This is a genomic window from Streptococcus caecimuris, assembly GCF_943193075.1.
Taxonomy (GTDB): domain Bacteria; phylum Bacillota; class Bacilli; order Lactobacillales; family Streptococcaceae; genus Streptococcus; species Streptococcus caecimuris.
This window is the reverse complement of the sequence record NZ_CALPCT010000016.1, coordinates 17533-41651: the sequence shown is the minus strand read 5'-3', so window position 1 is coordinate 41651 and position 24119 is coordinate 17533. Positions and strand designations below refer to the sequence as shown.

The 24119-nt window shown below is 44.0% G+C and carries 18 protein-coding genes; 12 read left to right on the top strand and 6 right to left on the bottom strand.

The window, feature by feature from the left end; all coding sequences use genetic code 11:
• Positions 1 to 12 precede the first annotated feature (12 nt).
• A complete protein-coding gene (locus NFR56_RS07320; protein ID WP_251458417.1) occupies positions 13 to 1050 on the top strand; it encodes a zinc-binding dehydrogenase in 1038 nt (345 codons plus the stop codon).
• A 58-nt stretch (positions 1051 to 1108) separates the two neighbouring features.
• Here the strand turns inward: NFR56_RS07320 and NFR56_RS07315 are convergent, their stop codons facing one another.
• The 4 genes from NFR56_RS07315 to NFR56_RS07300 form a co-directional block, all read right to left on the bottom strand.
• Complete coding sequence (locus tag NFR56_RS07315; RefSeq protein WP_251458414.1) at positions 1109 to 3823, bottom strand: DEAD/DEAH box helicase family protein; 2715 nt, start codon at positions 3821 to 3823, stop codon at positions 1109 to 1111.
• Between the two features lie 149 nt (positions 3824 to 3972).
• Positions 3973 to 5391, bottom strand: coding sequence for a VWA domain-containing protein (locus NFR56_RS07310; protein WP_251458411.1), 1419 nt, complete (start codon positions 5389 to 5391; stop codon positions 3973 to 3975).
• Positions 5392 to 5692: 301 nt separating this feature from the next.
• The gene (locus tag NFR56_RS07305; protein WP_251458408.1) at positions 5693 to 6568 is read right to left on the bottom strand and encodes a LysR family transcriptional regulator; all 876 of its coding nucleotides are present in this window, start codon (positions 6566 to 6568) and stop codon (positions 5693 to 5695) included.
• Positions 6569 to 6679: 111 nt separating this feature from the next.
• On the bottom strand, positions 6680 to 7030 hold the full coding sequence (locus NFR56_RS07300) for a helix-turn-helix domain-containing protein (protein WP_003008684.1): 351 nt from the start codon (positions 7028 to 7030) through the stop codon (positions 6680 to 6682).
• Positions 7031 to 7422: 392 nt separating this feature from the next.
• On the opposite strand from NFR56_RS07300, the gene NFR56_RS07295 reads away from it, so the two are divergent.
• Together NFR56_RS07295 and NFR56_RS07290 are read left to right on the top strand one after the other, a co-directional pair.
• Positions 7423 to 9048 carry a malolactic enzyme gene (locus NFR56_RS07295; protein WP_118228478.1) on the top strand — a complete coding sequence of 542 codons (1626 nt, stop codon included), beginning with the start codon at positions 7423 to 7425 and terminating at the stop codon, positions 9046 to 9048.
• Positions 9049 to 9131: 83 nt separating this feature from the next.
• Positions 9132 to 10079, top strand: coding sequence for an AEC family transporter (locus NFR56_RS07290; RefSeq protein ID WP_070665571.1), 948 nt, complete (start codon positions 9132 to 9134; stop codon positions 10077 to 10079).
• 90 nt (positions 10080 to 10169) lie between these two features.
• Here the strand turns inward: NFR56_RS07290 and NFR56_RS07285 are convergent, their stop codons facing one another.
• Together NFR56_RS07285 and NFR56_RS07280 are read right to left on the bottom strand one after the other, a co-directional pair.
• Entirely contained in the window at positions 10170 to 10979 is an 810-nt protein-coding gene (locus NFR56_RS07285; protein WP_251458405.1) for a Cof-type HAD-IIB family hydrolase, read from the bottom strand.
• A gap of 12 nt (positions 10980 to 10991) precedes the next feature.
• Positions 10992 to 11735 (bottom strand): DeoR/GlpR family DNA-binding transcription regulator, encoded by a 744-nt coding sequence (locus NFR56_RS07280; protein WP_118227854.1) that lies wholly within the window; start codon positions 11733 to 11735, stop codon positions 10992 to 10994.
• A 177-nt stretch (positions 11736 to 11912) separates the two neighbouring features.
• Here NFR56_RS07280 and NFR56_RS07275 point away from each other — a divergent pair, with 177 nt between their 5' ends.
• The 9 genes from NFR56_RS07275 to metF all read left to right on the top strand — a co-directional run bounded on the left by NFR56_RS07275 (position 11913) and on the right by metF (position 24085).
• Positions 11913 to 12482, top strand: a complete 570-nt coding sequence (locus NFR56_RS07275; protein ID WP_049490387.1) for a sugar O-acetyltransferase — start codon at positions 11913 to 11915, stop codon at positions 12480 to 12482.
• Positions 12479 to 13243, top strand: coding sequence for a nucleoside phosphorylase (locus NFR56_RS07270; protein WP_251458388.1), 765 nt, complete (start codon positions 12479 to 12481; stop codon positions 13241 to 13243). The genes NFR56_RS07275 and NFR56_RS07270 overlap by 4 nt, the downstream gene beginning before the upstream one ends.
• A gap of 31 nt (positions 13244 to 13274) precedes the next feature.
• Positions 13275 to 14657 (top strand): TrkH family potassium uptake protein, encoded by a 1383-nt coding sequence (locus NFR56_RS07265; RefSeq protein ID WP_251458385.1) that lies wholly within the window; start codon positions 13275 to 13277, stop codon positions 14655 to 14657.
• A gap of 9 nt (positions 14658 to 14666) precedes the next feature.
• On the top strand, positions 14667 to 15332 hold the full coding sequence (locus tag NFR56_RS07260; protein ID WP_151190945.1) for a potassium channel family protein: 666 nt from the start codon (positions 14667 to 14669) through the stop codon (positions 15330 to 15332).
• 122 nt (positions 15333 to 15454) lie between these two features.
• Positions 15455 to 16213: a CPBP family intramembrane glutamic endopeptidase gene (locus tag NFR56_RS07255; protein WP_247923613.1), complete on the top strand. Its 759-nt coding sequence runs from the start codon at positions 15455 to 15457 to the stop codon at positions 16211 to 16213.
• Positions 16214 to 16360: 147 nt separating this feature from the next.
• On the top strand, positions 16361 to 18592 hold the full coding sequence (locus NFR56_RS07250) for a glycoside hydrolase family 31 protein (RefSeq protein ID WP_251458382.1): 2232 nt from the start codon (positions 16361 to 16363) through the stop codon (positions 18590 to 18592).
• 68 nt (positions 18593 to 18660) lie between these two features.
• A complete protein-coding gene (locus tag NFR56_RS07245) occupies positions 18661 to 20268 on the top strand; it encodes an alpha-glucosidase (RefSeq protein ID WP_251458381.1) in 1608 nt (535 codons plus the stop codon).
• A 578-nt stretch (positions 20269 to 20846) separates the two neighbouring features.
• Positions 20847 to 23096, top strand: a complete 2250-nt coding sequence (gene metE / locus NFR56_RS07240; protein ID WP_251458379.1) for a 5-methyltetrahydropteroyltriglutamate--homocysteine S-methyltransferase — start codon at positions 20847 to 20849, stop codon at positions 23094 to 23096.
• Between the two features lie 113 nt (positions 23097 to 23209).
• A complete protein-coding gene (metF, locus tag NFR56_RS07235) occupies positions 23210 to 24085 on the top strand; it encodes a methylenetetrahydrofolate reductase [NAD(P)H] (RefSeq protein ID WP_251458378.1) in 876 nt (291 codons plus the stop codon).
• The last annotated feature ends 34 nt before the right edge of the window (positions 24086 to 24119 follow it).

Sequence of the window (24119 nt, the reverse complement as noted above, 5' to 3'; positions counted from 1 at the left end):
TAGGTTGTTCCTATGAAGAAAACAGTCTATACAAAAGCTGGGCAAGTGGGTCTAGTAGAAGTAGAACGTCCACACATTGAAGCGCCAGATGATGTCATTCTCCGCATCGTTCGCACCTGTGTCTGTGGATCCGATCTCTGGAGTTACCGTAATCCTGATATTGAAGCAGGTCATCAAAATAGTGGCCACGAAGCTATTGGGATCGTCGAAGAAATCGGTGAGTCCATTACAACGGTTAAGCCAGGAGACTTTGTCATTGCGCCTTTCACCCATGGTTGTGGGGAGTGTGATGCCTGTCGTGCTGGTTATGATGGGACTTGTGACCGCCATATTGGCACCAACTGGTCTGACGGGGTGCAAGCAGAGTACATCCGTTTCCACTTTGCTAATTGGGCCCTTGTCAAGATTCCAGGGCAACCGTCTGATTATACAGAAGCCATGCTCAAATCCTTCTTGACGTTAGCGGATGTCATGCCGACGGGCTACCATGCAGCGCGTGTAGCAGACGTGAAGCCTGGTGACAAAGTAGTGGTCATCGGGGATGGAGCAGTGGGTCAATGTGCGGTTATCGCAGCTAAGATGCGGGGAGCATCGCAAATCGTCCTTATGAGCCGCCACCAAGATCGTCAACAAATGGCTTTGGAATTTGGTGCAACGGCGGTCATAGAGGAGCGTGGTGAAGAAGGCATTGCCAAGGTCCGTGAAATCCTTGGCGGCGGAGCAGATGCAGCTCTTGAATGTGTGGGTACAGAGGCGGCTGTTGAGCAGGCTCTTGGAGTCCTCCATAATGGCGGGCGCATGGGTTTTGTCGGCGTGCCTCATTACAATAATCGTGCCCTTGGTTCGACCTTTGCTCAAAACATCTCGGTGGCAGGTGGAGCAGCCTCGGTCACTACCTACGACAAACAGTTCTTGCTTAAGGCTGTCCTTGATGGCGATATCAATCCAGGTCGTGTCTTTACTTCAAGCTATAAACTGGAAGATATCGACCAAGCTTATAAGGACATGGATGAACGTAAGACTATTAAGGCTATGATTGTACTTGAGTAATGAAAAAGTCTAGTAGAAATGAAACTACTAGACTTTTCTTTTATTGTGAAATAAATTCTTATTTCAAATTCGACATCACTTGTTTCTTGGTGAAGGTGCGCTCTTGTTTGTTGGCTAGGGCCTTGATGCGCGCATCAAGGAGAATGGCGCGGCCTTCGGCACTTCGGGTATAGACGAGGTCATACTTACCCAGGCTCTTTCGGATTTGCGCCACAAAGGCTTGGGCATCTTCTTTTCGTTTGTCAAAGAGGCTTGGTACAGCGAAATATTCTGTCTGATCAGATACCTTTTCTTGTGCTTTTAGGATGTAACGTTGATTTTCAATGGGTGCAAAAAATTCGATCATGGTTTGCGAGAAGAGTTCCTTCTCCCGCATGGTTCCGCCCTTCAAATAGATCAGCGTGTTGATGGCATCCTTTCTGTCTCGTACGACTTGGATGCGGGTTTCTTGGGTCTGGATCTGTCCAGAAAGGAGGAGGGCTTGGTGAATAGCCTGGCCGAAGACTTCTAACCGTTTATAAGGGCTCTTATAGAGATAGTAGCGCAGCCAAGCAAGGAGAGCGAGAACAGCTAAGACGAATAGAAGAATTAGAGACGCTGTATTCCCTCCTCCTCTATGTGAGTAGTAAAAAAGATTGGCGAAAGCATCGGTCAAAGCGGCGGCTGTCAGCCAACGAGCTAGCTTCCTGGCATCGAAGAATAGGGCCAGAGGCAGGAAGTGTTTATCCACTTGGACCTCGTTTGCAATCTCCATATTCTCCAGAATAGGCAGGGCTGATTGCCAGCCGTCTCGGAGTTCTTGACGATGAGTGGAGCGCTCTAAGGTTTCTTCATTGAGTTTTTGCAACTGTTTTTTGGTATAGCGGATATTGTCAAAGGCTAGACGTTCGATGCCAGATTCGATGAAGGGTTCCTTGTAATGGAGGCCTAAAAATTGCTTCATCCGTCTTTCTAAGAGCTCCAGATCAGGACTATATTCTTTCAGTTGATCAGTGATAGCCTCGATTTCTTCCTTTTCAAGATCGGACTTTTCATACCATTTCTTTAGAGAAAGATTGATGGAGACTAGATGCCAGATATTACTGGTCTTATTTGGATCTTGGGGCCACACTCGGATGGCACGACCTCGCATTTGGTTGCTGAGCATAAAACTGCCGACAAAACTCGCTAGGATTAGGGAATTGACGCAAGGAGCATCCCAGCCTTCTCCTAGAAGCGACTTGGTTCCAATGACGACTTGGATAAGCCCTTCTTGAAAGAGCTGGGTTACAGCTGTCACCAAATCATGTTGAGAACCGACCAAACGAACCTTGAGAAAGTCGTCAGAAGCTAATTGGCCGATACTTTGATAAGTCAGTCTGTCCGCCCCTAGAAGCTCTTCTAATCTTGGCTTAGCGACCGTAGGGATGATGACGATGCTGCCGGTCAAGACAGCGATGGCAGGAGGAGTTGCTTGCTCTAAGCTTTCCCTGCGAATAGATTCAAAATAGGAGAGAACTCCCAATTGAGTGAATTGGGCATCCTTATCCCCGAGATGAACTTCAAAATCTTGACGAATATAGTCTGTTAAGACCAGTTGTCGCAATTGGTTTCCGAGGGCCTGGTATTCCGCCTTAAAAATCTCTCGAACCGCATTAAGTTTTCCGAGGGACTGGTTGAGCAGAAGGTCTTGTTTTTTGTTGCGGACCAGTTTGACTTGTTTTCGATCGATCAAGCTGGCTGCTTTTAATTCATGAAGCAGTTGCTTCTCGTATTCCTCTGGTAAATTGTACCAGTGAGGCACCTGAAAGAGCAGGCCTTGCAGTAGGATTTCAAGCCAGTCCAGGGTGAAAGCAGGTAGTTTCTTGGCTCCTAAAAGCTCCTGGAAACGTTTGGGAAAGGCGATCCCCTTGCTTCGAAGAAAGATCAGGGTAGCAGAGAGATACTTGGGATCATTGAGCAATTCATCATCGCTGATCTGCCCCGATAAGGCTTGGCAGTTTTGGAGGTATTGGCAAAAGAGGGGATCGGAAGTCAGTTGTTGCAAGAGAGCATTCTTTTGTTGGCTAAAAGCATCCAACTGCTCTTGCTCTTCCTTGGTTGGAAAGGCAAAGTAGACATAGTCTTGGTGAGGACAAAGGGTCTCTTCCTTGACCAATTCGGGAACCGTAATTTCCTCGTCAATCTCACCACACATGCGGATATAGCGATCCCAAAGGGCAGGATCCCCTTCATAGGGAGGGGTAGCAGTAAGCGAGATCATCTTTAAGTCAGGGAAGGCTTGACGAAAGGCTTCCAAACTCTTCCACCATTCATTGCGTAAGTGGTGGCACTCATCTAAACAAAGGGTCCCGAGTGAGATGGCTTTGAAAGTAGTAAAGATATCAAAGCCTTTGAAATCAAATGTTTCAATCTCTGCCTGGTCATCGGTATCCTCAGCTTGTGATTGACCGACGACCTGGTTCATGGCGCTGTGTAGGGCCTGATAGGTAGCCACTGTAATCAGCTTAGGATGTTTGAGGTCCTGAGAGATCAATTGCTCCGCTTGGCTTTCATCACTCAAGAATGCCTGGATAATCCGGTCCACCCATTGCTGACGAATGGTGACAGTAGGAGCTAAGATCAGGGTTGGCTGACCAAAGCGCCGGATAAATTCGATACCCAGGGTTGTTTTCCCAGAGCCAGGCGCTGCTACCAAATGCAGATGGCCATCCGCCATAAAAGCGTCACTCTTATCGAGAACGCGTTTTTGATAGCGTCTCCATTGGCCTGTAAAGGCTAGTTCTTGTAACATTGGTTTCCTCCCTTGTACTGTCCCCATTATATCATAGCGGAGGACAAGAATCTCTTGGTAGAAGTTGAAGATTTCCGCTTTCTAATGAAAATAGCAAAGGGGAAATTTTGAGTGATAAAAAGCCCAATCAACGGATTAGGCTTTTCATGTTAGTCTTTCTTTGTTTTACGAGAGAGGCCAAAGGCAGCACCCATGCTAAGAAGACCAAGACCTAGAGTCGTCAAAGCAATTGAGGTCTTGCTTCCTGTATTTGGAAGACTTGCTTCTTTTTGAGGAAGAGCTGCTGGTGCGATATAAACTTCCGTTTTCACAGGCTCGTTTTTAGCAGGTGTAAATACGGTCGGTTTCGCAGGTGTTACAACAGCCGGTTTTTGAGGAGTAGGAGTCGGTGTTGCAGGCGTTTGGATGCTAGGTGTTTGTGGTTTTGCTTTCGCCACGCGATGAGTTTTTGAAATCAACTCATATTTGTCTGTTTGTACCTTGAAGACACGACCTTTTTGGACGGTTTCAACGACTTTATTGGCAAATTGAACGTTCAACAAGTTAGCAAAGTTTTTGTCGATATCTAAGTAGAGACCATTTGTTCCATTGATCAATGGATCAAAGTCTTTTTTTTCACGTGTTTCACCAACCACTGTCAAAGAGATACCAGCATCTTTAAGGGCTTTCAGTGTCGCTTCTTTTGTTGGTGTATCCTTTGTAAGATCAATGTCCTCATCTGTAATCAAGAAAGCAAAGCGATGGTTGTTTGCCCCAGTCCCCCAGTTGTAGTCTCCTGAAGTAGCGATATGATGCAATGGAACAGTAGCATTTTCATAGTAGCCTTTAGTTTTGATGGTTTTCAAAGCAGAAATGAAACTTTCTGTATCACTTGTGAACTTAGATCCATTGAAATCATGGTATTTAACTTCACTAGCTCTTTCGTATTCAACCAATCCTAAACGAGCTTGAATATTTTTTGCCGATAGATTGCGAACGAAGGTCTCGACATTCTTCATCGTATCCCTGATGTGAGAATCCATTGAAGTTGATTTGTCGATGACAAAGACGATGTCGGATGTTCCTTGAACTTCTTTTTTATTGACGATATCGGCTTCTTTTGTAACTTCGACCACAGTTGTTTTATTGACTGTTTCAGTTGTTGTCTCAGTGTAGTCAGCTGTTTCTTTAGTGGATGTAGCTGTCTTGGTAGAAGAGACTGGTTTTGAAGTGCCAACAGGTGTGTCTTGATCTGCTAAGCTAGTCGTTTTGATGGTTGCTGTTGAGGTAGTGGTTGTATCTGCACCGTCTGTTTTAGCAGATGGGCCAGTTTTTTTAACGTCCACAGCGATAACATCCCCAGTTTTTGCTTTATCAACAGGAACAACTGGTGTATTGGCTTTGGCGTTGATTTCTTCGGTTGCAGCCGTGATAGGCGATTTTGCTGCTGTAGTAGCTGCAGGAGTAGCTTGGGTTGTGCTAGGTGCAACGTCGTCAGCAGAAGCAATAGTCGTTCCTGTGAAGACAGTTCCTAAAACAACAGAAGCTAAAGTTAAAGTTTGTTTACGTGAAATAGTATATTTTTTCAAAATACGTCCCCTTTTTAATAAACTTTTTTCTATCATACAGGTTTTTGAAAAACTTGTCAACGGTATAATAATCAAGGGTTTTACCGGCTTTTATATCCCTAATTATTGATAAAAAGCTGAGTAAGAAAAACATACACAAAATAATTTAAATATACAAATTGAGCAAAAGAAAATAGGATTCCCACAAATTTGCAGGAATCCTTATTTTATCGGCATTTCTACTATATTTTTTAGTCGTAAAAAATACTAGCTAGTCACTTTATTTATGTTTCTAAATCAGGACAAAGAATGGAGGTTGTGATTAGCTTAGTAATTTTTCAAAGAATTGGATGACCTCCGGTTTGAGATTACTTTCCCTCGGTTCAACTAATGAAACGTAAAAGCTGATCCGTTCGTCTTCATCCATCGGAATGGCAATCAATTCCTCTTCATCATCTGTTAGTGCAAGATCTGCTAGTAAACTGATCCCCACTTGTTTACGAAGAAGTTGTTTTAGGAGCTGAATATCATCCGTCTGAAAGAAGGGCGTAGCCTCATGGTGATAGCGCTCATTCAACAGTTCAAAGGCTTTTAAATGAACAAAGTGCTCATCTGGAATGATAAAATCTTCATCGATGACGTCTGAAAATTGTAATACTTTTTTTGAGGCTAGTGGATGGTTGTGATGAAGGATATAGAAGAGATCTCGTTTGGCCATTTCTCTTACCTGGAAGCGATGATCTTTAATCGGTTCTAAACTCCCTAAAAAACTAGCATCTAGTTCTCCTTTGGAAAGTAATTCCAAAAGTTCGACAGACCCTTCTTGAACAGGATGGATACTTTGAAGAGCTGCAACATTACTGATAAATGCGGGTTGTTTTCGGACAAGATAGTCAATGATGATTGGTGGGAAACCAATCGTATTGAATTGAGAGAGACTCCGGAGGATCTCTTTTTTAGCCCCTTGAATCTCAGGTAGGACCTTTTGAATATGTCGTAGCAAGATTTCTCCTTGGGGCGTTAATTTGAAAGTACGGTGAGAAGGATCGTGCGCGATTAATGGGCAGTGAAATTCCTTTTCTAGTCGTTTAATCGCATAGGAAACGGATGGTTGACTGATCCCGTGTTTTTGGGCAACCCCAGTAAAGGATTGCTGTTGACTAAGATCAAGAAAATAATAAAAGTCCTTAAGATTCATTGGGCTCCCTCTTCTAAATAGACAGACATGGATAAGCAAAAATTATCCGTGATAGCTAATTTGACTATATGATTTTTTGTTTGTTACAATCTGAGGTGAGTCAGAGGACCATTAAAGGCTATCTAAAAGATCTTCGAAAATCGTTAGGATCTTCTCCCTTTTTCCAACTGGAAGTTGCTTAATTTTCATATTTACTCTCTTAAGTGAAAGATTGTCGTTAGGATCTGAAGATGATTCAAGTGAATTAAAATTGAAGAATTCTTCAGGCGTTAACTCAAGAGCAGAAATGACTTTTTCAAGACTGTGAATGGTCAGATTCACGTTTTGATTTTCCAATTGATTGATGTATTTTAATCCAAGATCTGCCCGTTCCGATAGCTCCTCTTGACTCATGTTTTGTTTTTTTCGCAAATATTTGACCTTTTGCGCTATATACCGTTGTAAATAATGTTTTGTTTTCATGTAACCAGAATACAAGTTTTAAATGACAAAAATAACACCTTAAACAAAACAAAGTATCTTATAAAAAACATATTTTGGATTTATTATCTATGGTTTTTATAGGTATTGATCATCATAAGAAGAAAAAAGAATACCTGAAAACAGTGGATCTTTTGATGAGAATAACCTTCTAAAAGGTGGAAAGGAACAGGCTTTTTTAAGAGATGACTATGACTATCTAGGAAGTGATGGATAAGCCTATTATTTTGTTATCTTTTGAAATCGCATCATTTTCGGTTGTATCGCCTGAACTTTCATTGACTGATTCATTCATATTGTATCATATATAGAACAAAGTGTCATTTAATGCAAATAAGTGGTATAATAAAATAAAATAATAAGGAGGTCACATGATGACTGCACATGATATTTTAAACAACCCTTTCCTCAATAAAGGAACTGCCTTTACTTTAGAGGAACGTAAGCAACTAGGTCTCATTGGCCTCCTGCCACCTTACGTCCAAACTATTGAAGAACAAGCAGCGCAAACTTATGCGCAAATGCAAACGAAGGTTAACGATTTGGAAAAACGTTTGTTCCTAATGGAAATTTTTAATACCAACCGTACCCTTTTCTATTACCTGTTTGCTCAACATTTGGAAGAATTTAATCCCATTGTCTATGACCCAACCATTGCCGATACCATCGAAGGCTATAGCGATCTTTTTGTAGACCCACAATATGCCGCCTATCTTGATATCAATCATCCTGAAAATATCGAAGCAACTTTGAAAAATGCAGCAGGGGACCGTGAAATTCGTCTTATTGTTGTGACAGATGCAGAAGGTATTCTTGGTATTGGAGACTGGGGAACAAATGGTGTCGATATTTCTGTTGGGAAACTGATGGTCTATACTGGAGCTGCAGGAATCGATCCTTCAACGGTGCTTCCTTTGGTCATTGATGCAGGTACCAACCGTGAAGAATTGCGTAACAATCCTAATTACTTAGGAAATCGTCACGAACGGGTTCGCGGAGATCGTTACTACGACTTCATTGACCAATTTGTTCAAACAGCAGAACGTCTCTTTCCTAAACTCTACCTTCACTGGGAAGATTTTGGTCGCTTGAATGCAGCCAATATTCTTGAAAAATACCGGAAACAAATTCCAACTTTTAATGATGATATTCAAGGTACAGGAATCGTTACCTTGGGTGGTATCTTTGGTTCACTGGATATTAGTGGTGAAAAATTAACAGATCAAGTTTATCTCTGCTATGGTGGTGGTACTGCGGGCGCAGGAATTGCCTCTCGTGTTCTTCGTGAAATGGTGAGTGAAGGTCTTTCTGAAGAAGAAGCCTATAAACGTTTCTTTATGGTTGATAAACAAGGTCTTCTCTTTGATGACATGGATGACCTAACCCCTGAACAAAAACCGTTTGCTAAGAAACGTGCTGACTTTAGTAACGCAGACAAGTTGACTGACCTGCTTGAAGTAGTGAAGACTGTGAAGCCAACCATTCTTGTAGGAACTTCAACTCAACCTAATACCTTCACTAAAGAAATAGTAGAGGCTATGTGTGAAAATACAGAGCGTCCGATGATTTTCCCTTTGTCAAATCCAACCAAACTAGCAGAAGCTAGTGCCAAAGATTTGATCGAATGGTCAGATGGCAAAGCTTTTGTCGCAACAGGAATTCCTGCTGATACAGTTTCTTATAAAGGTGTCGACTATGTGATTGGTCAAGCCAATAATGCCTTGATTTACCCAGGTCTTGGTCTAGGTATGCTGGCTTCTGAAGCAAGTCTTTTGACTGATGAAATGATTGGAGCAGCGGCTCATTCATTGAGTGGTATTGTCAATCCAGGCCAACCAGGAGCTCCTGTCTTGCCACCATTCAAGTATGTAGCAGATGTTTCTATTAAAGTAGCAGAAGCAGTCGCTAAAAAAGCACAAGAGCAAGGTCTTGCGTGTGCTAAGGAAACAGATATGGCCAAAGCAGTTCGTGATTTGAAATGGTACCCAGAATATAAATAAGTAAATTTAATTGGTGTGTACGAGTGCGACTGGATGCCTCGTACGCCTTTTACTGTATGTCCTATTATATAGAAAGGGAGACTATGGAAATCTTTATAACGTCAATTCAGAGTATTGTACCCATTATCGTCATCATCATTCTTGGTTATTTCTTGCAAGTCCGCGGTTGGTTCCAAGAGAGTTTCGGAAATGACTTGTCTAAACTTATTATGAATGTGGCCATGCCCGTTGCAATTTTCACCTCTGTTCTTAAATATTTAACTTTAGATAAGCTGATTAGCTTGTCTGGCGGTTTGCTCTATACGTTTATCGCCTTCATTCTTGGTTACCTAGCGGCCTTTATCGCGGTGAAAGTTTTTAGAGTGCGCCCAGGACGCCGAGGAACCATGATTAATACCTTTGTCAATGCCAATACCATATTTATTGGTTTGCCTTTAAATATCGCTCTGTTTGGAAATCAAGCCCTTCCTTATTTCTTAGTGTATTATATTACAAATACAGTATCTACTTGGACATTAGGTGTCTATCTGATGACTTCTGATAGTAAAGAAGGGGCTTCAAAACAGGCTCAAAAATTTAATTGGAAGAAGCTTTTCCCAGCTCCTTTATTAGGTTTTCTCGTAGCCCTCGTCTTTTTGGTGTTGCGTATTCCTGTTCCAAGTTTTGCAGAAAGCACCTTGACTTATATTGGTAGTTTAACAACGCCCTTATCTCTTGTCTATATCGGTATCGTCCTAGCTAAGGCAGGCCTTAAGACGATTCGCTTTGATAAAGATACCATTATCACACTGGTTGGTCGTTTTATTCTTGCACCTGTCATCATGCTCTTGGTTCTGAAGTTCTTCTCTCCAAATATGGTGGCACCAGAATTTAGAACCTTTATGATTCAATCAGCAACACCAGCTTTGGCAGTTCTTCCTATTCTTGCCAATCAAGGTAAAGGCGATGTTGAGTTTTCAACGAATGTGGTCACTCTCAGCACAGTCTTATTTGTGATTGTGGTTCCAATTCTGCAGACATTGTTGGGATAGCATTTATATGAAAATGATGTAGTTTTAGTGCTATACATTCGTCAAAAAGGACGTCGGATATTATACTCGACGTCCTTTTTAAACGGATGACTAGATCAACACATAGGTTTCAACCGCATGCCCAGCCCCGTTTTCATTGTTGGTCTTTGTCACGACTGCTGCTCCCTCTTTCACTTCTTGTGGAGCGTTGCCCATAGCGACACCGATGCCTGCTTTTTTGAGCATAGGAAGGTCATTGAAGTTGTCCCCCATGGTGAGGACTTCTTCTAAGCTCAAGTGGTAGTGATTAGCGAGCTCAACCAGAGCATCCTCTTTAGAGACGTGCTTAGCGGTAACTTCTAGGTAGTTGGCTTTGGAGAGATAAAAGGCGGTAGAAGGGAAGTCGTCGGCAGAAATAGCACGATAGAGGGCTTGGATCTCTTCTGCATCTCCAATTAAGAGCAATTTGTGGAGGGGCTTTGTCGTATCCAGCAAAGGATCCAATAGGGGGATGATGAGAGGTTTTTCTCCTGTAATCCGGGCCTCCTCTTGGCTCCATTGGTCGAGATGATCGGTCATCCAGTCTTTTCCACTATAGAGGTTGATCGAAACTTGAGGGAAGTGTTGGTTGGCCCAGTCGATAAAGTTCCGGGCCTCCGTCTTGTCCAAGGGATGCTCGAAAAGAACTTGTTCTCCTTTTTGAATCAAGGCCCCGTTGTAGCAGGCCATAGGACAGTCTTCTATGTCGAGCTCTTTGGCAATGGGTGCCATCCCTTTTGGAGAGCGAGCAGAGGCCAGCACGAAAGGAATGGTTTCACGCTTTAAATCCGGGATCAATGATGCTAACTGTGGATCGATCTGATGGTGGTCATTTAAGATGGTGCCATCGATATCGCTGATGATGAGACGAATGTGAGACATAAAGATTACCTCCTAATAGAGAATAGTGGTTTCGTTGCCGACTTGTTTCAGGATGTCAGGGCTTGGTTTTTGATCAGTAATCCAATAGTCAAATTGCTTGAGACGAGCGAGATAATAGTTGGCATTTTGGGAGAACTTGCTGCTTTCTGCTACAAGGATCTTGGTACGAGTTCGTTCAAAGACGAGGGATTTGACGGCAACGTCTTCGGCATCCTCAAAGGTGACTTCTCCATTGGCTAAGCTACTCGCTCCAAAAAAAGCCAGATCAAAGCGAAGATTGTCCAGTATTTGTGCTTGATTCGCGTCATAGTAGAAGCGGTTTTTGGGATAGAATTTTCCTCCTAAGAGATGAAAGTCAACCTGGGAATGGCTACTGAGTTGGATAGCATTGTCAAGGGAGTGCGAATAGACTGTAAGATCTCCATCAAGCAGGCCTGCCAGCAAAGTGATTGAGGTAGAGGCATCGAGAAAGATCACTTGGCCATTTTGGATCCATTGCAAGGCTTTTTGAGCCATGGCAGTCTTTTCCTTGTTGGCCTTTTGACTGCGGTCTAGATAAGAAGGGCCAGGTTCTTTGTTTAAGGGAAGGAGACCACCGTGTGTCCTGCGAACCAGCTGGCGTTGGCTAAGGAGAGCGAAGTCACGACGGATGGTATCTTTTGAGACCTTGAAGTAGTCGACCATTTCTTTGGCCGATAGTTGTTTTCGCTCTTCTAAAAGTTCTAGGATTTTTTCGAGTCGCTGTTCCTGATACATGAGCTTGCTCCTTATTTCTGTTCTTGCCTATATTTTACATTATCTATTAAGCCAATGCAAGTGTTTTTAATTATTTTTAAGCGTTTGTGATCTTTTTTCTTGCAAACCCTTATTCTGACGTTTGTTTTAAAGGGGGAATTCTGCTATAATATGTCAAAATAACGTGGAGGTTTCCTTATGGCCAGTGAATATGAAAAAATGATTGCGGGTGATTTTTATAGACCTGCTGACCCTGAATTACGGGCTTTGGCCCAAGCCTCTCGGGAGAAACAAGAAGCCTTTAACCAAGAGGTGGATCCCAAAAAAGGGGTAGCTATCATCAAAGAGTGGTTTGGTTCAACCGGTGAAAACCTCTATCTTAATCGCCAGGTTCTTGTAGATTATGGGGTTAATATCCATCTGGGAGAAAATTTCTATGCCAATTACAATTTGACCATGTTGGATGTATGTCCCATTACGATTGGAAAGAATGCCATGATTGGTCCTAACTGCCAATTCTTGACCCCCTTGCACCCACTGGATCCAGACGAGCGCAATTCTGGTCTCGAGTACGGGGCGCCGATTACGATAGGAGATAACTTCTGGGCAGGAGGAGGGGTCACCATCCTTCCTGGTGTCACGCTGGGTGACAATGTGGTTGCTGGCGCAGGAGCAGTGGTCACAAAATCCTTTGGAGACAATGTGGTCCTTGGAGGAAATCCAGCCCGTGTCATTAAAGAAATACCCGTTAAAAAGGAGAAGGAATGATCCATAAACATGAAATACCCATTTTAGAGTTTGATGACAATCCACAGGCAGTCATTATGCCGACCCATGAGGGGTTAGACCTGCACCTACCTGAAAAATGTGTGTATGCTTTCTTGGAAGATGAGATTGATCGCTTTGCGGAAGCTGTTGGAGCCAAACAAGTAGCTAGCTTTGTCTCAGCTACCAAGATCTATCCGGTCTATTTTATGGAGTACAAAGGAGAGGAGATCTGCTTGGCCCAGGCGCCAGTTGGATCTGCCCCTGCCGCCCAATTCATGGATTGGTTGATTGGCTATGGAGTGAAGAAGATCATATCGGCCGGTAGCTGCGGGGTCTTGGTGGACATAGAAGAAAATGCTTTTTTAATCCCGACCAAGGCCTTGCGAGATGAAGGAGCCAGTTATCATTATGTCGCGCCTTCGCGTTATATAGAGGTGGACGGCCGCGCACTGACTGCTATTGAAGCAGTTCTCAAACAAGCGTCCATTCCTTATCAAGAGGTCATGACCTGGTCGACCGATGGCTTTTATAGGGAGACACCTGACAAGGTGGCCTATCGCATCGAAGAAGGGTGTAGTGTGGTGGAGATGGAATGTGCCTCTCTTGCTGCAGTGGCCCAGCTTCGTGAGGCGGTTTGGGGCTTGCTCCTATTTACCGCAGATTCTCTAGCAGATCTGGAACATTATGACCAGCGTGACTGGGGCTCAGAAGCTTTTGAGAAGGCCTTAGAATTATGCCTAGAGATGGTTCACCACTTATAAGCCTTTTCTCTTTTTATGATATAATGAAGCTATGTTAGACAAACTATTTTTTAAACAATGGCGGGCCAAATTGACTCGCCTGTCTCCGGCAAGGCGGATCTTTCTCAGTTTTGCTTTGGTTATCCTGTTGGGATCGCTCTTACTGAGTTTGCCCTTTGTCCAGCAAGTAAGCTCAACAGCAGGCTATATCGACCATCTCTTTACAGCGGTCTCCATGGTCTGTGTGACGGGGCTCTTTACCCAGTCGGTGGCTTCGACCTATAATGGTTTGGGACAATTGATCTGTATGCTCTTGATCCAGATCGGAGGCTTAGGGATCTTGACCTTTATCGGTCTCTTCTTTATGGAAGGTCGCCAAAAACTTAGTTACAAGGACCGGCAGACCATTCGAGACAGTTTTAGTTTTAGCAATAACCAGAGCTTGGCCCGTTTTGTCCGCTCCATCTTTATTACCACCTTTACCATCGAAGGAGTGGGGGCCTTGCTCCTCATGACCCGCTTTATCCCTCGCTTTGGCTGGGGGCATGGGATCTTTAACTCCATCTTTGTTGCGGTCTCGGCCTTTTGTAATGCAGGTTTTGATAATTTTGGGAGCGATAGTATGATGAGTTTCCAGACCGATTGGTTGGTCAATCTGACCTTGTCTGCTCTGATCATTACTGGGGGCTTGGGCTTTATGGTCTGGTTTGACCTAGCCACCAAGGCCCGTAACCAATCGGGACGACGGACTCTTCGTTTCCATACTAAGGTGGTTCTCTGGTTGACAGCTGCTATCCTTCTCTTTGGGACAGTGACTAGTCTTTTGACAGAGTTTAATAATCCAGCAACGATTGGGTCCCTTCCATTGGGAGAGAAGATCTTGGTCAGCTTCTTCCAAACGGTCAGTATGCGGACGGCTGGCTTTGCCTCACTGGATTATACAGCAGTCCGACCTGTAACGCTCTTTGTCTATATCCTCCAGATGTTCCTAGGTGGGGCACCAGGTGGGACAGCAGGAGGGATGAAGATCACCACCTTCCTGGTCCTCTTGCTTCTGGCTCGGAAGGAATTGTTGGGGCTACCGCATACTAACTTGGGAAAACGAACGATTTCACCAGACATTGTTCAACGTTCCTTTGGGACGGCGGTGATTTTCCAGTTGACCTTCTTACTGGGTCTGTTAGGAATCTGTTTGGTGACCCCGGATGGCCAACGCTTTATTTATCTGGTCTTTGAGGTGGTGTCGGCTCTAGCGACAGTCGGAGTGACGGCTAATGTCACCTCAACCTTAAATGGAGCGGGACTAGGCATTATCATGGTGCTCATGTTTATCGGACGGATCGGTCCCTTGACCCTTATGGTCAGCTTGAACAATTACAAGGCCAAGAAGGCAGACACCTTGCAGTATGCCAAGGCAGACATCATTATCGGATAGGAGAAACTCATGGCGAATCGGACCATTGGAATTTTAGGATTAGGAATCTTTGGACAGAGCGTTTTAAAAACCCTGCAGGACCAGGATGTGGATATCATTGCAATTGACGATCACGCAGATGTGATCAACCAGTATGAATCCATGATTACAACTGGAATTGTCGGAGACATTACAGAAATGGACCTCTTGGATGCGGCAGATATTGGGAACTGCGACACAGTCGTTATCGCAACAGGTGAAAATCTGGAGTCCAGTGTGCTGGCGGTCATGCACTGTAAGGCCCTTGGTGTTGAGCGAGTCATTGCCAAGGTCAAGAATGAAGTGACCAAGGAAGTCCTTGGGAAGATTGGGGCTGATTTGGTCATCCTACCAGAGGTAGAAGCAGGCATGTCTCTAGCTAAGATGATCCTCTTCCAACACGGGATTGAAGTTTTCCAGTTGGATGAAGCAGTGGTGGTAGCCGAGTTCACGGTTCCAGCCAGCTGGGTAGGTAAAAGCCTTCAAGACTTGGCGGTCAGAGAGGAGTACCATCTCAATATTATCGGCTATCGAGATGCGGAAGACCAATCGCTTCATATTCAGATTGGTCCCGACTTTGTATGGCCGGCTGAGGTACGCGTGATGGCAGTGACAGACAACCAGTATCTGGATAGAATCCAAGATTTGTTAGACTAATGGTGTAATGGAAACGGCCGAAAGGTCGTTTTTTTCTCCTCTAGGTTAACTCTTCTTTAAGCAATGATTGCTAAAGTAAGAGAAACAAAAATACTTCCATTGTGGGAATAGAAGGATGAAAGATGACATTTTTAAACAGAATACGACCCAAACAGCCCTTAAAAGAGCTCAAATGGTTTGATATTGGTATTGTGACGGCCATTCTCTTTGGGCAATTCATTATCCGCTCGACCCAGCTGTTTTTAGCCAGTTTTCAGCCAGTCGCGCAGACTGCAGTAGCCACAAGCAGTAGCAATACCGCAAGTGAAGGAGCTGCTTATTCCAGCAATATGACCTTGCAGTTGATCTTGCTGGCTCTAGCTCTTCTTTACTTGCTGCTCCGTCGCTTTGATTTTAAACAATTGCCGATCCGCTTCAAGTGGTCCACCTTGATCTGGGTGCCTTTGCTCTTTGTAGCGATGGGACTTTTTGGGGATGTAATCTCAACGGTTTCGGGTGAATACAATTATCTAAGTCCGAGTCTTTGGCCTTTTATCGATCCTATGCAGATCCTCCACAAGTTCATGGCTTTGAGTCCCATGGCGATTGCTTATGGCTTACTCAATGGATTTTATGAAGAATTTTTCTTTTTGGGCTTAATGACTTCGGTGAGTGAGAAGAACAAGTGGAAGGCGCTGGCCTTTTCAACCCTGATCCGCTTTTCTTTCCATACCTATCAAGGGCTTCTCTGGGCCCTTGTGATTGGCGTCATTTATGGACTCTTTTATTACGTCATGTACAAGAAGGTCGTCAAGAATCTCTTGCCATTTTTCCTCATGCATGCCTTGGCAGATATGTTTGGCTCGAGTCTCATGTATCTCTTGATCAATTGGGGAAGTTGATCTTATAAAATTTTAGGAAAGGCTCTGTCAAGTGTTGACAGGCCTTTTTTTGAGTGCTATAGTAAAATCGTAAGCGCTTACCTAGTGAGGCGAACCAGATGAAAAGAGGGCTAGTCAGATGCCCTATAAAAAGAGGAGGACAGACAAATGGCAGGACCAGTGATAAAGGGAGAAAACTATCGGATCTCCGTATTAACGGAATCCTTGGTGCGCTTGGAATACTCAGAGGATGGTGTTTTTGAAGATGGTCAGACGCAAGTTGTACAAAATCGAGATTTTGGACCTGTTGCCTGTGAGGTTGTAGAGACAGAAGCTGTTCTCGACCTTCATACAGAGCATCTCCACCTCCATTTTGAAAAAGGACCTTTTGCACCGGATCGACTTTATATCGAACTCAAGGGTCAGTATGCAGTCTATGGGAGCCGGTGGCACTATGGAGATCAGCCGGAGACCTTAAAGGGGACCAGTCGGACACTTGACGAGGTCGATGGGGCTATGGAGTTGCAAGATGGAATCTTGAGCAAGGCTGGTTATGCTCTATTAGACGATTCCGCTTCCTACTTGTATGATGACGAAAGCGGGTTTAGAGCACGCTCCTATCCAGAAGTGGATCTGTATTTCTTCGGTTATGGGCGCGATTATCTAGGTGCCTTAAAAGATTTTTACCATCTGACAGGACAGCCCCCACTCTTGCCACGTTATGCTCTGGGAAACTGGTGGAGTCGCTATTGGCCTTATACCAGTCAGGAGTACACAGATTTGATGGATCGATTCAAAGCAGAAGGGGTGCCTCTTGCGGTCAGTGTGATCGATATGGACTGGCACAAGACAGCGATCCCTGCTCGCTTTGGAAGTGGTTGGACGGGCTATAGTTGGAACCGGGATTTGATTCCTGATCCAGCTACCTTCTTAAATGGCCTACATGAGCGTGGTTTAAAGGTGACCTTAAATGTCCATCCGGCAGATGGAATTCGCGCCTTCGAAGATGCTTATCCCATGGTCGCAAAACGCTTGGGACTGGATGCAGAAAAAGAAGAAGCGGCTAGCTTTGACTTTTATAGTCCAGCTTTTCGCGAAGCTTATTTTGAAGATGTCCACCATCCTTTGGAAGATCAAGGAGTCGACTTTTGGTGGATTGATTGGCAACAGGGAAGTCATGGCAAGATGGATCCCCTTTGGTTGTTAAATCACTATCATTATCTAGACAATTGTCGAAAAGGCCAAGCTGGTCTCATCTTATCGCGTTATGGGGGTCCTGGCAGCCATCGGTATCCGATTGGTTTTTCAGGGGACACTATTGTGACTTGGGAATCCCTAGCCTTTCAACCCTATTTTACCAGTACAGCTTCCAATATCGGCTACACCTGGTGGAGTCATGATATCGGTGGCCATATGCGGGGCTACTATGATGAAGACTTGGCTCTTCGTTGGTTGCAGTTTGGGGTTTTTAGCCCGATTAATCGACTTCATAGTTCTTGTAATGCCTTTAACAGCAAGGAACCGTGGTTTTACTCGCCTGAGACCTGTCGCTTGATGAAGCAGTATTTGCGCCTGCGCCATGGCCTACTACCTTATCTCTACACCATGAATGTGGCGACACACGAAGAAGGGCTACCTTTGGTTCAACCCCTCTATTACCACTATCCAAATGAAGAAGAGGCTTATGAAGCGAAGAATCAATATTTCTTTGGTAGTGAACTCATGGTGGCACCAATTACCGAAGCGCTGGATCCTGTCTTTCATAGTGCTTCTGTGAGCGTTTGGTTCCCAGACGGCGTTTGGTACGATTTCTTCCATGATTGGAAGTATGAAGGAAGAGGCAAGCTTACGGTCTTTAGGACCAGCCAGGATATTCCGGTCTTTGCACGTGCAGGAGCCATCATCCCTATGGATGCACAACCACAGACAGGAGTAGACCTTCCAGAAATGCTGGACTGGCATCTCTTCCCAGGTGACAATCGTTCCTTCGTACTCGTCGAAGGAGAAGGAGCTAGCAAGGTTGAAACCCGCCTAACAGTCGATTGGGATGAAAAAAAGATTAGGATGGATCTGTCAGGTGATCTAGCCTTGCTTCCTGAAAAGAGACAGCACCGTTTCTTGCTCCATACCTTTGAGACAGCCCCTATTTTAGTAGACAATCAAAGTCAGGAAATTGCGATGGGTGAGCTGCAATCGCGTCCGATTGCCAAAGAAGATCGGATGTTTGAGCTCTTAAAATCTGCCAACCTGGCCTACGATAGGAAAAATGAATTATTTGCGGCCTGTTCAAGAGCCAAGGATTGGAAACAGTTGATGAAGGTCATCACGCCTTTGGAGGAAGGCTTGCGCCAACGTCTCTTTGAAGTGATTTATTCCAGTGAAGAGAATGAAGACTTGTAAATTCTTGCAATTTCACCCCTATTTTTGTATGATGAAAGTGATTTCACAATCATAAAGGAGAAGAAAAAATGGAACAAAAATGGTGGCATAATGCCGTAATTTACCAAGTTTATCCAAAAAGTTTCAAGGATAGTAATGGCGATGGCATCGGGGATCTCAAGGGGATCACGAGCAAGCTAGACTATCTGGAAAAGCTAGGGATCACAGCCATCTGGCTCTCACCAGTCTACAAGAGTCCCATGGATGATAACGGCTATGACATCTCGGATTACGAGGATATTGCCTCCATCTTTGGTACCATGGAAGATATGGAAGAATTGATCGCAGAAGGTCAGAAACGCAAGATCAAAATCATCATGGACTTGGTGGTCAACCATACCTCTGATGAGCATGCTTGGTTTATCGAGGCGCGTGAAAACCCAGACAGTCCAAAGCGGGATTTCTATATCTGGCGCGATGAGCCCAATGGCATTATGTCTGCTTTTAGTGGCTCTGCTTGGGAATTTGATGAAGCTTCAGGTCAATACTACCTGCATAACTTTAGTAAGAAGCAACCAGACCTTAACTGGGAAAATGAGGAGCTCCGTCATCAGATCTATGACATGATGAATTTCTGGATTGACAAGGGAATTGGTGGCTTTCGTATGGATGTGATCGATATGATCGGTAAGATCCCAGATAAGGAAATCATCAGCAATGGTCCCATGCTCCATCCTTACTTGAAAGAAATGAATCAAGCGACCTTTGGCGATAAGGATCTGCTCACGGTAGGAGAAACCTGGGGAGCGACTCCAGAGATTGCCAAGCAATACTCCAATCCAAAAAATCAAGAATTGTCCATGGTCTTCCAATTTGAACACATTGGTCTTCAATACCAACCGGGTCAACCAAAATGGCACTATGCGAAGGAATTGGATGTGCCTAAATTGAAGGAAATTTTCACCAAGTGGCAGACGGAATTGGGAGAAGAGGAAGGCTGGAATTCCCTCTTTTGGAACAATCACGATTTGCCACGGATTGTGTCCACTTGGGGGGATGATGGCGACTACCGTGTCAAATCTGCCAAGGCTTTAGCGATTCTGCTTCACTTGATGAAGGGAACTCCTTATATCTATCAAGGGGAAGAAATCGGGATGACCAATTTTCCATTTAAGAGCCTTGAGGACGTAGAAGATATTGAGTCGATCAACTATGCTCATGAAGCCTTAGAAAAAGGGGTTCCGCTCGAAGTGATCATGGATCAAATCCGCCATATTGGTCGGGACAATGCCCGGACACCGATGCAGTGGAATGATGAAGCAGAAGCTGGCTTTACGACAGGTCGTCCATGGCTTGCGGTCAACCCAAACTACAAAGAGATCAATGTAGAGGCTGCCCTAGCAGATCCAGACTCTATTTTCTATACCTACCAAGCCCTCATTGCTTTGAGAAAAGAGTACCCTTGGCTTGTGACCGCTGATTATGAATTGGTGGACGCAACAGACAAGGTTTTTGCCTACAAGCGGGTAGAAGGAGAGCAAGCCTATCTGGTGGTTGTCAATCTCTCCAGTCAAGAGCAAGACTTACCGCTCGTCAATGGGGTTGAAGAGGTTCTCATTGCCAATACCAAGGTAGAACAAGTCCTCGAATCAGGCAAGTTGGCCCCTTGGGATGCCTTCTGTGTTAAATTAGCCTAATGAGGCAAATGAAAAAATAGGGGAAATTACTTCCTCGTAGAAGCAGGTCTTTCTCAGTAGAGAAGGCCTGTCAGAATGAGGACGAAATCATCAAAAAAACTTTCCTTAGGTGAGTACGGACGTCAGCGAACTTCGAAGAAGTTCCATGACTTAGTTTTGAGCCTATGGTCTCAAAACTCCCGAGTGCTAGAAACAAGTGTTTCTAGCACTTTTCTCACGGCGGAAAGTTTCAGTAGATGATAGAATCATTCTAACGAATACATTTTTATAGAATTTCTTAGATTTGTAAACAGAAGCAGTTTGTTTATGCTTGCACAGGTCTTTCTCAATAGAGAAGGCCTGCTTTGCTTTTTAGAGGCTGTCCTTCTAGCGAAATCCGCTCAAAAATGGTTCAGGGACGCTTGGGCTATAGGAAATATTTATAAGAAGTCCTAGTTTTTGCTTTTGATTTCTGCTCTCAAGGCCCATTAAATCTGTGTTATAGTTTTTGGCTATATCAAAATTCGTGTAAAAGCAATTATACAAGACGGCTATCTTCTGATATGATAGTGTCAATTAGAATTTTTGGAGGACACAACATGTCAACTACAATTATCGGTTTCCCACGTTTGGGTGAATTCCGTGAATTAAAATTTACAACTGAAAAATACTTTAGAAAAGAAATCTCAGCAGACGAGCTCTTGGCAGCTGCTAAAGACTTGCGTGCAAAACACTGGAACATCGTTAAAGAACAAGGCATCTCAGAGATTCCTTCAAATGACTTTTCACACTACGACAATTTCCTTGATGCAGCCTTCCTTTTCAACGTCGTGCCTGCATCTGTTCAAAACTTGGATTTGACAGACCTTGAACAATACTTCGCTTTGGCGCGTGGTTACCAAGGTGAAAAAGGGGATGTGCGTGCCCTTCCAATGAAAAAATGGTTCAACACCAACTACCATTACATCGTTCCTAAATTTGAAAAAACAACAGAAGTGAAATTGGCTGGTCACAAGATTTTTGATGAGTACCAAGAAGCTAAAGAATTGGGGATCAACACTCGTCCAGTAGTCGTTGGACCATTCACTTTCCTTCAATTATCTGACTTTGAAGATGGTGTGAAAGCTGAGGACTTCGTAGACAGCTTGGTTGCTGCTTATCAAGAAGTTTTTGCCAAATTGGCTGAGCTTGGTGCGACTCGTATTCAACTCGATGAGCCAGCTCTTGTTAAAGATTTGTCAGCTGAAGAAAAAGCTCTCTTCTTGGACCTCTACAACAAACTCTTGGCTGACAAGAAAGGTCTTGAAGTCTTGATCCAAACTTACTTTGGTGATGTTCGTGATGTCTACAATGACCTTGTAAACTTGCCAGTAGATGGTATTGGTCTTGACTTTGTTGAAGGCAAGAAAACACTTGAATTGGTGAAAGGTGGCTTCCCAGCTGATAAGACCCTTTATGCAGGTATTGTGAATGGGAAAAACATCTGGCGCAACAACTATGAAAAGAGCTTGGAAATCTTGGATCAAGTTCCAGCTGAAAAGGTTGTCTTGACGACTTCTTGCTCCCTTCTTCATGTGCCATTTACAACGGCTAACGAAGATTTTGAACCAGCTATTTTGAACCACTTCGCCTTTGCAGTTGAAAAATTGGGTGAATTGCGTGACTTGGATGCCATCCGCAATGGTCAAGGGGCAGAAGCTCTTGCTGCCAACAAAGAACTCTTTGCAACTGAACGTGTCGGAGCAAATGCTGAACTTCATGCTCGTATCGCAGCTTTGACAGAAGCAGACTACACTCGTTTGCCAGCTTTCGCAGAACGTGAAGAAATCCAAAAAGAAGCCTTCAAGCTTCCAGCACTTCCAACAACTACCATCGGTTCATTCCCTCAAACCAAGGAAGTACGTGCTAAACGTTTGGCCTTCCGTAAGGGTGAATTGACTCAAGAAGAATACGATGCCTTCCTTGCTGAAACAATTGATGAATGGATCAAATGGCAAGAAGAAGTTGGATTTGATGTGCTTGTACACGGTGAATTTGAACGGAACGACATGGTTGAGTACTTCGGTCAAAACTTGTCAGGTTACCTCTTCTCTAAAAACGGTTGGGTACAATCATACGGTATGCGTGGGGTGAAACCACCAATCATCTGGGGTGACGTCACTCGTCTCAACCCAATCACTGTGAAATGGTCTAGCTACGCACAAAGTCGTACGGATAAACCTGTTAAAGGGATGTTGACTGGACCTGTTACCATCCTTAACTGGTCATTCCCACGTGAAGATATCTCTATCAAGGATTCTACTCTTCAAATCGCTCTTGCCATTAAGGATGAAGTTCTTGACCTTGAAGCTGCAGGCGTGAAAATTATCCAAATCGACGAGGCTGCTCTTCGTGAAAAATTGCCACTCCGTCGTAGCGACTGGTATGAAGACTATCTTGATTGGGCGATTCCAGCCTTCCGCTTGGTACACTCAACTGTAGCGCCAGATACACAAATCCACACACACATGTGTTACTCAGAATTTACAGATATCATCCCAGCTATCGACAACTTGGATGCGGACGTTATCTCATTTGAAGCTAGCCGTTCAAACCTTGAAATCTTGGATGAGTTGAAAGCCAAAAACTTCCAAACAGAAGTTGGACCTGGGGTATACGATATTCACTCACCACGTGTCCCACAAGACGGTGAAATTGATCACACTATCGAAGCGATCTTGGCGAAAGTACCAAGTGGCAAAGTTTGGATCAACCCTGACTGTGGTTTGAAGACTCGCGGAATTAAAGAAACAAAAGAAAGCTTGATCAAACTAGTTAATGCTGCTAAAGAAGCGCGTGAACACTTGTAAGAAAATGTTTCGAGGACCTTCTATCATCGTGTAGAGGGTTTTCGAATCATCCCTTATCCTAGAAACAGTGGCTCAGAGTTCTTGATCAACAAAACAAAAGAAAAGGATAGAATATGTCACAACACACACCGTCTCTGTCATTTGAAGTTTTTCCTCCAAATCCTGAAGTAGGCAATGCCAAACTCTTACGTGCTTTGGCAAATATGCAGGAGCTAGCTCCTCACTTTATTAGTGTGACCGCTAGCAATAATAAATACAATATCAAAGAGACGACGGTTGCTTTAGCCAATTACATTCAAAATGAATTGTCTATTCCGACGATTGCTCACTTGCCAGCCGTCTATTTGAGCAAGGAAAAAGTGGCCGATACTCTTCATGAGTTAGATGAAGTAGGGGTTCATCGGATTTTGGCTCTTCGTGGGGATATTATCCCTGGTGTGGAACCTTTAAAAGACTTTCGTTATGCAACGGATCTGATTGAATTTATCAAAACAGAAGCTCCCCATTTTGAGGTAATTGGTGCTTGCTATCCTGAGGGACACCCAGATTCTCCAAACCAAATTTCAGATATTCAAAATCTTAAAAAGAAGGTAGATGCAGGGTGCTCTAGCTTGGTCACTCAACTTTTCTTTGACAATGAGCGTTTCTATGATTTTCAGGATAAGTGTACCTTGGCTGGGATCAATGTTCCTATTCATGCAGGAGTGATGCCGATTCTCAATCGCAATCAGGCCCTTCGTCTCCTTAAGACTTGTGAAAATGTTCATATCCCACGGAAGTTTAAAGCCATTCTAGACAAGTATGAGCATGATCCAAAGTCTCTTCGCGCAGCTGGCTTGGCTTATGCAGTCGATCAAATCGTTGATTTGGTTACTCAAGATGTGGCAGGTGTCCATCTTTACACCATGAACAATGAAGATGTCGCTTACCACGTCTACCAAGCGACAAAGGATTTATTTGCTCATCAACCGAATTTTGAAGGGAATTAATCAACACTTTTAGTAGGAAGTGTAGAGATTGAGA

Coding starts and splice junctions, on each gene's coding strand:
- NFR56_RS07320 (WP_251458417.1), top strand. CDS start 13: ATGAAGAAAACAGTCTATACAAAAGCTGGGCAAGTGGGTCTAGTAGAA.
- NFR56_RS07315 (WP_251458414.1), bottom strand. CDS start 3,823: ATGTTACAAGAACTAGCCTTTACAGGCCAATGGAGACGCTATCAAAAA.
- NFR56_RS07305 (WP_251458408.1), bottom strand. CDS start 6,568: ATGAATCTTAAGGACTTTTATTATTTTCTTGATCTTAGTCAACAGCAA.
- NFR56_RS07300 (WP_003008684.1), bottom strand. CDS start 7,030: ATGAAAACAAAACATTATTTACAACGGTATATAGCGCAAAAGGTCAAA.
- NFR56_RS07295 (WP_118228478.1), top strand. CDS start 7,423: ATGACTGCACATGATATTTTAAACAACCCTTTCCTCAATAAAGGAACT.
- NFR56_RS07290 (WP_070665571.1), top strand. CDS start 9,132: ATGGAAATCTTTATAACGTCAATTCAGAGTATTGTACCCATTATCGTC.
- NFR56_RS07285 (WP_251458405.1), bottom strand. CDS start 10,979: ATGTCTCACATTCGTCTCATCATCAGCGATATCGATGGCACCATCTTA.
- NFR56_RS07280 (WP_118227854.1), bottom strand. CDS start 11,735: ATGTATCAGGAACAGCGACTCGAAAAAATCCTAGAACTTTTAGAAGAG.
- NFR56_RS07275 (WP_049490387.1), top strand. CDS start 11,913: ATGGCCAGTGAATATGAAAAAATGATTGCGGGTGATTTTTATAGACCT.
- NFR56_RS07270 (WP_251458388.1), top strand. CDS start 12,479: ATGATCCATAAACATGAAATACCCATTTTAGAGTTTGATGACAATCCA.
- NFR56_RS07265 (WP_251458385.1), top strand. CDS start 13,275: ATGTTAGACAAACTATTTTTTAAACAATGGCGGGCCAAATTGACTCGC.
- NFR56_RS07260 (WP_151190945.1), top strand. CDS start 14,667: ATGGCGAATCGGACCATTGGAATTTTAGGATTAGGAATCTTTGGACAG.
- NFR56_RS07255 (WP_247923613.1), top strand. CDS start 15,455: ATGACATTTTTAAACAGAATACGACCCAAACAGCCCTTAAAAGAGCTC.
- NFR56_RS07250 (WP_251458382.1), top strand. CDS start 16,361: ATGGCAGGACCAGTGATAAAGGGAGAAAACTATCGGATCTCCGTATTA.
- NFR56_RS07245 (WP_251458381.1), top strand. CDS start 18,661: ATGGAACAAAAATGGTGGCATAATGCCGTAATTTACCAAGTTTATCCA.
- metE (WP_251458379.1), top strand. CDS start 20,847: ATGTCAACTACAATTATCGGTTTCCCACGTTTGGGTGAATTCCGTGAA.
- metF (WP_251458378.1), top strand. CDS start 23,210: ATGTCACAACACACACCGTCTCTGTCATTTGAAGTTTTTCCTCCAAAT.